Origin of the sequence: Vibrio cholerae ATCC 14035 (assembly GCF_000621645.1) — a bacterium.
In the GTDB taxonomy this organism is placed as follows: domain Bacteria; phylum Pseudomonadota; class Gammaproteobacteria; order Enterobacterales; family Vibrionaceae; genus Vibrio; species Vibrio cholerae.
The window spans coordinates 1-8746 of sequence record NZ_JHXR01000044.1; the positions used below are offsets into that span (position 1 = coordinate 1).

The 8746-nt window shown below is 50.1% G+C and carries 17 protein-coding genes and 1 other RNA gene; 17 read left to right on the plus strand and 1 reads right to left on the minus strand.

All coding sequences use genetic code 11. The features are described from left to right. Positions 1–148 precede the first annotated feature (148 nt). Positions 149–886 (minus strand): LexA family transcriptional regulator, encoded by a 738-nt coding sequence (locus T411_RS0115015; protein ID WP_001285966.1) that lies wholly within the window; start codon positions 884–886, stop codon positions 149–151. Positions 887–1038: 152 nt separating this feature from the next. Between T411_RS0115015 and T411_RS0115020 the strand changes: the two genes are divergently transcribed. The 17 genes from T411_RS0115020 to T411_RS0115095 all read left to right on the plus strand — a co-directional run. Further along, positions 1039–1263, plus strand: coding sequence for a helix-turn-helix domain-containing protein (locus T411_RS0115020; RefSeq protein ID WP_000373567.1), 225 nt, complete (start codon positions 1039–1041; stop codon positions 1261–1263). A gap of 11 nt (positions 1264–1274) precedes the next feature. Then, positions 1275–3278 (plus strand): transposase domain-containing protein, encoded by a 2004-nt coding sequence (locus T411_RS0115025; protein WP_000270200.1) that lies wholly within the window; start codon positions 1275–1277, stop codon positions 3276–3278. Positions 3279–3304: 26 nt separating this feature from the next. Then, on the plus strand, positions 3305–4249 hold the full coding sequence (locus T411_RS0115030; protein WP_000800334.1) for an AAA family ATPase: 945 nt from the start codon (positions 3305–3307) through the stop codon (positions 4247–4249). Positions 4250–4256: 7 nt separating this feature from the next. After that, positions 4257–4481 (plus strand): hypothetical protein, encoded by a 225-nt coding sequence (locus T411_RS0115035; RefSeq protein WP_000157297.1) that lies wholly within the window; start codon positions 4257–4259, stop codon positions 4479–4481. A 9-nt stretch (positions 4482–4490) separates the two neighbouring features. After that, positions 4491–4931 (plus strand): hypothetical protein, encoded by a 441-nt coding sequence (locus tag T411_RS0115040; protein WP_000065387.1) that lies wholly within the window; start codon positions 4491–4493, stop codon positions 4929–4931. 9 nt (positions 4932–4940) lie between these two features. Then, positions 4941–5306 (plus strand): hypothetical protein, encoded by a 366-nt coding sequence (locus tag T411_RS0115045; RefSeq protein ID WP_001032751.1) that lies wholly within the window; start codon positions 4941–4943, stop codon positions 5304–5306. Further along, positions 5281–5475: a hypothetical protein gene (locus T411_RS0115050; RefSeq protein WP_001096736.1), complete on the plus strand. Its 195-nt coding sequence runs from the start codon at positions 5281–5283 to the stop codon at positions 5473–5475. Before T411_RS0115045 ends, T411_RS0115050 begins: the two co-directional genes overlap by 26 nt. Next, positions 5462–6076: a DUF3164 family protein gene (locus T411_RS0115055; protein WP_001192102.1), complete on the plus strand. Its 615-nt coding sequence runs from the start codon at positions 5462–5464 to the stop codon at positions 6074–6076. The genes T411_RS0115050 and T411_RS0115055 overlap by 14 nt, the downstream gene beginning before the upstream one ends. Positions 6077–6085: 9 nt before the next feature. Continuing rightward, positions 6086–6358 carry a hypothetical protein gene (locus T411_RS0115060; RefSeq protein WP_000512066.1) on the plus strand — a complete coding sequence of 91 codons (273 nt, stop codon included), beginning with the start codon at positions 6086–6088 and terminating at the stop codon, positions 6356–6358. After that, entirely contained in the window at positions 6351–6593 is a 243-nt protein-coding gene (locus tag T411_RS0115065) for a hypothetical protein (RefSeq protein WP_000551394.1), read from the plus strand. The genes T411_RS0115060 and T411_RS0115065 overlap by 8 nt, the downstream gene beginning before the upstream one ends. After that, entirely contained in the window at positions 6577–6774 is a 198-nt protein-coding gene (locus T411_RS0115070; protein WP_000414667.1) for a hypothetical protein, read from the plus strand. Before T411_RS0115065 ends, T411_RS0115070 begins: the two co-directional genes overlap by 17 nt. Next, the gene (locus tag T411_RS0115075; RefSeq protein ID WP_001292533.1) at positions 6771–7241 is read left to right on the plus strand and encodes a hypothetical protein; all 471 of its coding nucleotides are present in this window, start codon (positions 6771–6773) and stop codon (positions 7239–7241) included. Before T411_RS0115070 ends, T411_RS0115075 begins: the two co-directional genes overlap by 4 nt. Then, entirely contained in the window at positions 7238–7768 is a 531-nt protein-coding gene (locus T411_RS0115080) for a hypothetical protein (RefSeq protein WP_000762331.1), read from the plus strand. Before T411_RS0115075 ends, T411_RS0115080 begins: the two co-directional genes overlap by 4 nt. Then, positions 7766–7836, plus strand: an RNA gene (locus tag T411_RS1000000120425) — hammerhead ribozyme type II. The genes T411_RS0115080 and T411_RS1000000120425 overlap by 3 nt, the downstream gene beginning before the upstream one ends. An 11-nt stretch (positions 7837–7847) precedes the next feature. Continuing rightward, the gene (locus T411_RS0115085; protein ID WP_000466684.1) at positions 7848–8081 is read left to right on the plus strand and encodes a hypothetical protein; all 234 of its coding nucleotides are present in this window, start codon (positions 7848–7850) and stop codon (positions 8079–8081) included. A 26-nt stretch (positions 8082–8107) separates the two neighbouring features. Beyond that, on the plus strand, positions 8108–8284 hold the full coding sequence (locus T411_RS1000000121600; RefSeq protein WP_370294690.1) for a DUF551 domain-containing protein: 177 nt from the start codon (positions 8108–8110) through the stop codon (positions 8282–8284). Positions 8285–8294: 10 nt separating this feature from the next. Further along, positions 8295–8746: gp16 family protein (locus tag T411_RS0115095; RefSeq protein WP_032473851.1), on the plus strand; the 452-nt coding region annotated here is incomplete at its 3' end.

The following is an 8746-nucleotide window of genomic DNA, read 5'->3' on the forward strand; positions in this document are numbered from 1 at the left end:
GAGCTTCAAACCCCGCTTTGTATTTTGGCTTTTGAGCAATTCTTTTGTGTTTTGAGCAATCCTCTTTAAAAGTTCACTTTAAGACTATTGAAATGAGCATTAGAGCGCACATCGCAAAAAGGCTTTAAAACCGCTTTAAACCTTTAAATCAATCTCCGATGTCTTTGGCGATGTGAACTACCTGACCAACCACATCAAACTGGTGCTGTTCATGCTTTGGAATATCCAGCTTGTCATATATAGGGTTGTCGCTTATCAGTCGCCATGTTCCTAACATTGACTGGTACCGCTTCACAAAAAGCTCATCACCATTCCTGAAAATATAGATGTGTCCATCTTGCGGCTTGTTCCTAGCCATGTGAACTACAAGCGTGTCATTGTTGTGGATCGTGGGCTCCATGCTGTCGCCCTTTGCCCACACGATCGCTAAATCCTTTTCGTTGAACCCTCTATAGTTCAGCCACTTACGGCGAAATGCCAGATACCGAGTCGGCTCCATATTCTCTGGGTTAAGCGCGCCGTGACCTGCTGAAACCTGTATTCGATAGCCAGGTATCATCACGAACTCATCCATGGGGATGCTATAAAAGGCAGATGGCTCACTAACTGAATAATCGGTTGTGGCTCCTGAACATAGCCATTCAAGTGGTTTGTTGCTGATTTCTGATATCAGCGCGAGCTTATCTAAGGATGGGAATGTTTTTCCGCCTAGATAATTGCGCACAACCGCCTCGGATAGTCCACATTTCTTCGCAAAGCTGCGAATTGAAATATCCCCAATAGCTTCCTTTAGCCTTTCGGGGAATCGCATTATTCCTTTGATTTCAAAAATGTGATCCGCATTTTTGTCTTTTCCTGCCGCATTTTTGTTGTAAGTGTCTGACATTAAACATTTTCTCTCTATTTATTTTAATTCGCACCTGTCGAAAGAAAAATGCGCAATGATATTGACGTGCGCATTTTTCTGATCAATTATGTGTTACACGAAAGCGCAAATGTTTTGAGTTGCGCATATATGTAACACATGAGGTTATCACGATGGATAGATTTGATCGAGATTGGCACAAGGCAGATATCAAAGCGGCTTTGGAAAAGGCAGGAACTAACTACGAAAAGTTAGCCGAAGAGCACGGCATTGCAGGTTCAACTCTCCGCAATGCACTGCGTTTCAAGTATCCAAAATGTGAGCGCATCATTGCGCAGAAAATTGGTGTGGAGCCTGAGGTTATTTGGCCTTCACGTTACACCAAAGAATGTGCGTGAGAGGTAGCCATATGTGGGTTACAGCAAAAGAATGCGCAGGCGTTGGTGGATTTCCAACAGATAAAAACAACGCAAGAAATAGATTGGTGAAGCTGGCTTCTGGTCAGCCAGACATGCAAAGAAAAAGAGAAGGTACTAAAGCCTTTGAATTTCACATCAGCATCTTACCTCCTCAAACACAAGCCGCCCTCCTAAAGAAAACGGGCAAGGTCAAAGTTGGTGAGCAAGTCATCAACCTGCCAAAAGCAAAGGCAGAGAAAACCTATTGTCGCGAATCGCTGTGGGCATCGTGGGGTAAAACCAACGACAAAACCAAGCAGAAAGCACATCAGGCCTTGCGCTGCGTTCAAGCAGTGAAAGCGTTGGAACAAAACGGCATCAACCGCATGCACGCATACCAAACCGTGTGTGATGAATACGGAATCCCACTTTCAACGCTGCGCCGTCACGTTGCCAAAGTGAAAGACATTGACGAATGCGACTGGCTACCTGCGCTGCTCACCAAGCACTTTGAAACCGCGCAACTGCGCAAGGTGGAGCACTTTGCCCACATCACGCCAGAGGCTTGGGAGTTCTTCAAAGGTGATTACCTTCGCCTAGAGCGCCCAACCATGAGCGTGTGCTACGAGCGCCTAAAGAAAGTGGCAGTGCAAAACGGCTGGGCAATCCCAAGCCTGAAAAGCCTCAGCCGCCGACTAGAAGCCGAAGTGCCTATCCAAGCGCGCGTCATGCTGCGCGAAGGTGAGCACGCCTTGCACCAAATGTTTCCGCCGCAAGAGCGCAGCGTGCTTGAGCTGCATGCCCTCGAATGGATTAACGGAGACGGCTACCAACACAACGTGTTTGTGCGTTGGTTCAATGGCGAAATCGTGCGCCCTAAAACATGGTTCTGGGCTGATGTTTACAGCCGCAAGATTCTGGGTTGGCGCTGTGATCTCAGCGAAAACACAGACAGCATCCGCCTTAGCTTTATGGATGTGATCGAGCGCTACGGCATACCCAAGCACATCACCATTGATAACACCCGTGCGGCGGCAAACAAGTGGATGACGGGCGGCGTGCCGAATCGTTACCGCTTCAAAGTAAAGCCAGACGACCCTAAAGGCCTGATGACCATGTTAGTCGGTGAGCGAAACATCCACTGGACAAGCGTGATCCTCGGTAAAGGTCATGGTCAGGCAAAGCCCATCGAGCGTGCGTTTGGTGTGGGTGGCCTTGAAGAGTACATCGACAAACAACCGATTAACGAAGGCGCTTATACAGGCCCGAACCCAATGGCGAAGCCTGAGAACTACGGCGACAAAGCCATTGATGCGGATGCGTTCCTAAAGTCCATCGCTCTCGGTGTGGAAATGTTCAACCAAAAGAGCAACCGCAATAACGAAGTGTGTCGCGGCTTTATGAGCTACGAAGAAGCGTTTAACGCCAGCTACCAAAGTGCGCCGATTAAAAAGGCCACCAAAGAGCAGTTGCAAATGCTGATGCTATCGGCGGAAGCCTGTCGCGTATCGCGCCACGGCACCATCACGCTCGATGCGGGTGGCACGTTGGCAGGTCGCAAAAACCGCTACTTCAACGAAGTAATGATGAACTACATCGACCAAAAACTGGTGGCACGTTTTGACCCTATCAAGCTGCACGAGTCGGTAGAGATCTACACCCTAAACGGTGTTTACCTCTGCACTGCTGAGTGCGTTGAAAAGGTTGGCTTCGGCGATACCCAAGCCGCGAGAGAGCACAAACGCAAGCGCACCCAGTTTACCAAAGCGAACAAAGCCGCCGCCCAAGCGCAGCGTGAAATGAGCGCATTGGAAGTGGCCGCGATGATGCCAGAGCCAGAAGAAGAAGTGATCCCAGAAGCAAAAGTGGTCGAGGTGTATCGCCCTGTCGCTATCGGAAACACCGCCGCCGCGATTCGCCAGCAAGAGCAAATCGAAACGGAAGAAGATTTGGAAGCGAACTACCAAGCCAGCGTTGCCAGCCTGATGGCTCAACGCCTGAAAAACCGACTTTAAACCACCGCTAAACGGAGATAAAACCCATGAAAAACGTCGTTGCCTTACAGAAGGCGGAAGTCAAGAACACCACAGTGGTGATGGATATTAGCGCCTTGATTGAAGCGAAAGCCGTCACGGGTGCGCAAATCGCCAAAGAGATCAGCGTATCTCCTGCCACGCTAAGCCAAATCATGAAAGGCACCTACGCGGCAGACCCAAGCAACGTGATCGATAAGTTGGAAAAGTGGCTGCGCATGCGTGAACAGCGCCAGTCCACCCCGAACGTCAACCCCGGCTTTGTCATGACAGAGACGGCCAAACAAATCATGGCTGATCTGACTTACGCGCAAATCACCGAATCCTTCGCCGTTATCTTTGGTGCAAGTGGTGTCGGCAAAACCGAAACCGCGCGTGAATACCAACGCAGCAACAACAATGTGTGGATGATTACCGCAAGCCCAAGCCGCGCAAGCCTGACTGAGTGCCTGTATGAACTCGCGATGGAACTCGGCCTAGACCAAGCGCCACGCCGCAAGGGGCCACTGTCACGCGTTATTCGCCAGCGCCTGCTTAACAGTGAGGGCCTAGTGATCATTGATGAGTCAGACCACCTTGATTACCCAACCCTAGAAGAGCTGCGCATTCTGCAAGAAGAGACAGGCATCGGCATGGCACTGCTCGGCAACAACAAGGTGTACACGCAACTGACAGGCGGACGCCGCAATGAAGACTTTGCACGCCTGTTCTCACGCATCGCCAAGAAGCGCGGCATTCACAAAGCCAAGAAGTCAGACGTGAAAGCCATCGCGCAAGCATGGAACGTCATGGGTGAAGAAGAACAAGCGCTGATGCAGCAAGTCAGCGAGCGCCCAGGTGCGCTGCGTCTGCTCACCAAAACCCTAAAGCTCTCTGTGATGTACGCCAACGGCAAGGCGATGGATACCACCTTGCTGCGCAAAGCCTTCGCAGAACTAACAGCCAACGAGTGAGGTTCATATGGCCAGCAAACGAGCGAAAAAATACGTCTATCGCGGCGCGGTTGGTTTAACAGCAATCGCCCGTGAATACGGAAATGGAATGCTACCGCAAACACTAAGACAACGCGTTTGTCGCATGGGGCTAAGCATAGAAGAAGCACTAGGTATTGAGCTGCTAATAGGTGTGCGCAAACCAGATTTACTGCACCCACTTTGGAAACTGGCGCTAGGCATGGCGGCATAAGGAAACGTGATGAGCAATATCAAGAATGAGTACCAAGGGGCCAAAGGCCTGAGAGCTATCTCTGAGCTAACGGGGATCCCTAAGCCAACTCTACATCAACGCATCTATCGGTTGGGTATGACGGTTGAAGAAGCGGTTAATCATCAGAAAGGCATTTATGTGAAAAAAAAGCAGCATGAATACCAAGGCATCGTTGGATTGGCTGCGATTTCTCGTCAATACGGAGTGCCGCTACGAACGCTTTATTCCCGAGTTATCAGCCAAGGAATGACAGTTGAAGAAGCGGTGAATAAGCCAATCAGAAGAGGGCTTAATCTCTTGGCGAAAAGGGCAGCACAGCCAAAGACTCAACCAGAGCCACAGGCAAGCGTGAAAGCAAGTAAGGCTGAATCGGTAAAGCCTGATCTGATTAATCCACTTTGGAAGCTCGCGCTAGGCATATCAGCATAGGACAACAACATGAACAAACATGAAACCTTACTCAAAGCGGTTGGCCGCTTGAACTTCCACCACTGCTTTGTGCTGCGCACCAACAGCGTAACCAAAATGCCAGTGATTGAAATCGCTAACCCTTACGGCGCTATCGCTCAGCGGCTTATGCGTGATGCCGTGGAAGTCACCGAACTGCGCCACGGCACGCTCAATAAAATGTATGTCACCAAGTTCTGCGGGTGCCTCGTTCGCTGGTGGTCAAGCGAGTGCCAGCAGTATGTCGGTAACACAGTGATCAATTCACAAGAGAACCAGCACGAGAAACTCTCGTTCTGGAAAACATTGCAAATACTACGGAGTTGGAAATATGGCAAAGCTCACTCTTACGTTTAAGCAGGAAGAGGATCCGCACGGAGAACCCTCCGTTCTTGTCCAGTGGCAAATCGAAAACTGCGAAGACGAAACCATGGGACTGCTTGCAGAAGCAGTGAAAGACAAACTGTACCAAGACTTAAAACACGTATTTGACAAAGCTAACGGAGTTCAAAATGCAATCCACTAACCCACAAGCAGGCTTTCGCACTAACAACCTTGGTCACTTGGTGCCTGAGAGCCAAATCAAAGAGATCGACAAACTGCGTGATGAAGTCGTGCTCGATATCGTTGCCAAAGCGAAAGCCACACAGCAGGCCATGGCCGCATTCAAAAGCGAAGCAATGGCACAGGTCGCCGACTTTGTAGACCTTTCCGCCGAAGAGTTTGATGTGAAGTACGGCGGCGTGAAGGGTAACGTCACCCTCGTCTCGTTCGATGGTAAGTACAAAATCCAGCGCAGCATTGGTGAGCATCGAATCTTTGATGAACGCATTCAAGCGGCCAAAGCCAAGATTGACGAGTGCATTACGCGCTGGTCGGAAGGCTCAAGCGATCAAATCAAAGCCTTGGTTGAGCTTGCATTCCGCGTCAACAAACAAGGCCACATCGACGTTAACCAAGTGCTGAGCCTGCGCCAGCTCAACATCGATGACAAAGACTGGATCGAAGCGATGGACGCCATTGCAGACTCCATCAAAGTGGTGGGTAAAACCCCTTACCTGCGCATCTATGAGCGCGATTCAAACGGCGGTTATAAACAGATCGCACTCGATATCGCCAAGCTCTAAAGGTGCCGTATGGGGATTCTGCTCACAACCCAATACGGTGAAGTGGTACTGAGCCGCCATGCAGTGGATCGCTGGCGGCAAAGAACTGAGCGCAGTCTCCCTGAGTTAGTCGCGGCGGTCGCCACAGCGCGCCGCCCATCGAAAAGGGAATTGCGAAAAATACAACAGCGTGACGGCTTCCAACCCAAGCGAATACTGGAATGCGAACACGCTTACTTCATCATCGAGAACCAAGTGATCGTCACGGTTTATCACAAGAAGAAGGAAATCAACCATGCATAACGAACTGCAACGCCCATTCACTTCAGTTCACTCACGTAGCGCGATTGAGCGCAAAATTGAAATGGCTGAAACCTTGATTGAACAAGAACAGAAAGGCACCGCCTTTCCTGATAGCACCTTTGAAGATGGCTATATCGCCGCGCTTAACTTTGTGCTCAATCGCGAAGGTTCAAACGTTCGCGAAGAGTTTGAAGGGTTAATGGAGGAGTTGAAATCCCGTGGAGAAGCCGCTTGATGTTCACACCGAAAGCAAGGCGGAAGAGCTGATCGAGTATCTGATGTACTTCGGGCGCTGGACAAGAGAACAGGCCATCGCCCACGCCGACAAACACTGTGGAGAGTGGCGCACTACGCCAGTACCACAAGCCAAACACTTTGAATCCATCGCCAGCGATGAAGAGGAAATAGAAGAATGAGCGAACTAAAAAGCCAATCCATCACAAAAGAGATGTGGCAGCAAATTGAAAAAGAAATGTCAGATGGCTGGGTAAACATCGTTTTTGCCTATAAAGGCCATGAACTGACGGTTAACCGCGTGCGCGTGTCTGAATCGAAAACGTGTCTGCAAGTGTATATCGATGGGTTCATCAAAGGTGAATGGGTTAGCTTCAGCGGTGATAAAGGTTTCAGTGATAAAGCACCTGCGATCCTGCCTGACGTTTGGGGTAAGAAAACTAGGGCGAAATACAACAGAAGGTTCAAGGAGACAATGACCAGAATATGGGGCAAGCGTGGAGTTAAAAGAGAATACCCAGACCTTGATGATTCATTGGTATTTCATATCCCAAACTTCTCCAAAGCTTCAGTGCTCTGTCGCCAGTATAAAAAGCTTGAAGGCATTGAGTTGGTCAGCGCGCACTTTGTGAAAGCGGAGGGGCTATGAAACTCTGCCGCTGCCCGATTTGCCACAGCAACATCACCCTTGATGCGCTGATTGCCGATGATGCAGGCCGCGAGCTGCTAAGCCTAGTCGCCCAACTGCCGGACTTTGTAGCGCGCCCAATGATGGGTTACATCAGCCTGTTTCGCCCTGCAAAGTCTGACCTTTCCAACAGCCGCGCCCTGCGGCTGATTGGTGAAGTGTTGGAGCTGTACAAGGCCGATCATTTACTTGCAAGCGCGCTGATTGAATGCACCACCAAGCTGCGCGAAAAGCGCCAACAGCATGGTGATTCAAAGCCACTGGCAAACCACAACTACCTCAAGAGTGTTTATAAAACCTTGGCGGTACGCAACAACGTGGCGGTGAGTGAGCCAACCGCAAACAGCGAAAAGGCCGAGCCACCAAGAGAAGACGTCAGCGCGTGGTACGTAGAGCGCGCAAACCAAATGCTCGCCCAAGGCAAAGACCCACTCGGCGAGAAAAGCCCCATCGCAGCCAAGCTGCGTGAACTTGGATGGAAAGCGTAGCGAAACAAGCAAGGTTCGCCTTGCTTGTCTGCCTAGCGTGGTTGCTAGGCACTGATGAGCAGCCAAGGGAGTTTTTATTATGTTCGGTGAATACACGCCACTAATGAAAGCAGGATTATTGCAACGCCGTATTGCAACGGGAAAGGCGCGCCTTTGTCCTGAGCTGGGGCTTGAAAAGTGGTGTCCGCACTGCACTGAGTTCTGGCCGCAAGATACGCTGTTTTGGTCGCCCTCATCGCGTGAAGCGGATGGCCTGCAAACTTGGTGCAAAGCTTGTCAGCTCGAATACAAGAACAGTCGCAAAGCGGCTTAGTAAATGGTGGAATAATCATGATACATATGTGGGTGCCTATTGCTGATGAACTTCCTGAGGATGGTCAGGATTGTAAAATAATGTTTAAAGATGAAACTGAGTCAACAGCAACGTACTGGTCTGGACTTGGAATCTTTTGTCTCACAGGGGTGTTAACTTCATTTGGCGGGCAAGAGGTTACGCACTGGATGCCAAATAATTAAGGGTAGAGAAATGTCCAAGCTCCTTAAACTTGTACAAATCGGTAAGCGCGAATTGCAACTCAGCGATGAAGCTTATCGAGATTTGCTAGAGGAAGTCACAGGCCAGCGCAGTTCGCGCGGCCTGAACGATTTCAAGCTCAGAAAAATGGTGGATAGAATGAAGTCGCTCGGCTTTGTTCCGCAAACCAAAAGCACGCAACCACAGGCTAAGGCCACCAAGCCAAGAGCGTTAGAGGTCACCAAGCTACGCGCAATTTGGATTACCATGCACAAGCAAGGCTTCGTGAAGAACGGCAGTGATGCAGCGTTGGATGCTTACGTAAAGCGCATGACCAGTATCACCAATGGCGGCAAAGGCATTGAGCGTGCAGCGTGGCTGAAATCAGAAGAGGCTTATGTTGTGCTTGAGTCTCTAAAGCGTTGGCACTACCGTTTGATGTCGGAGGCTATTGTTGCGGCGGG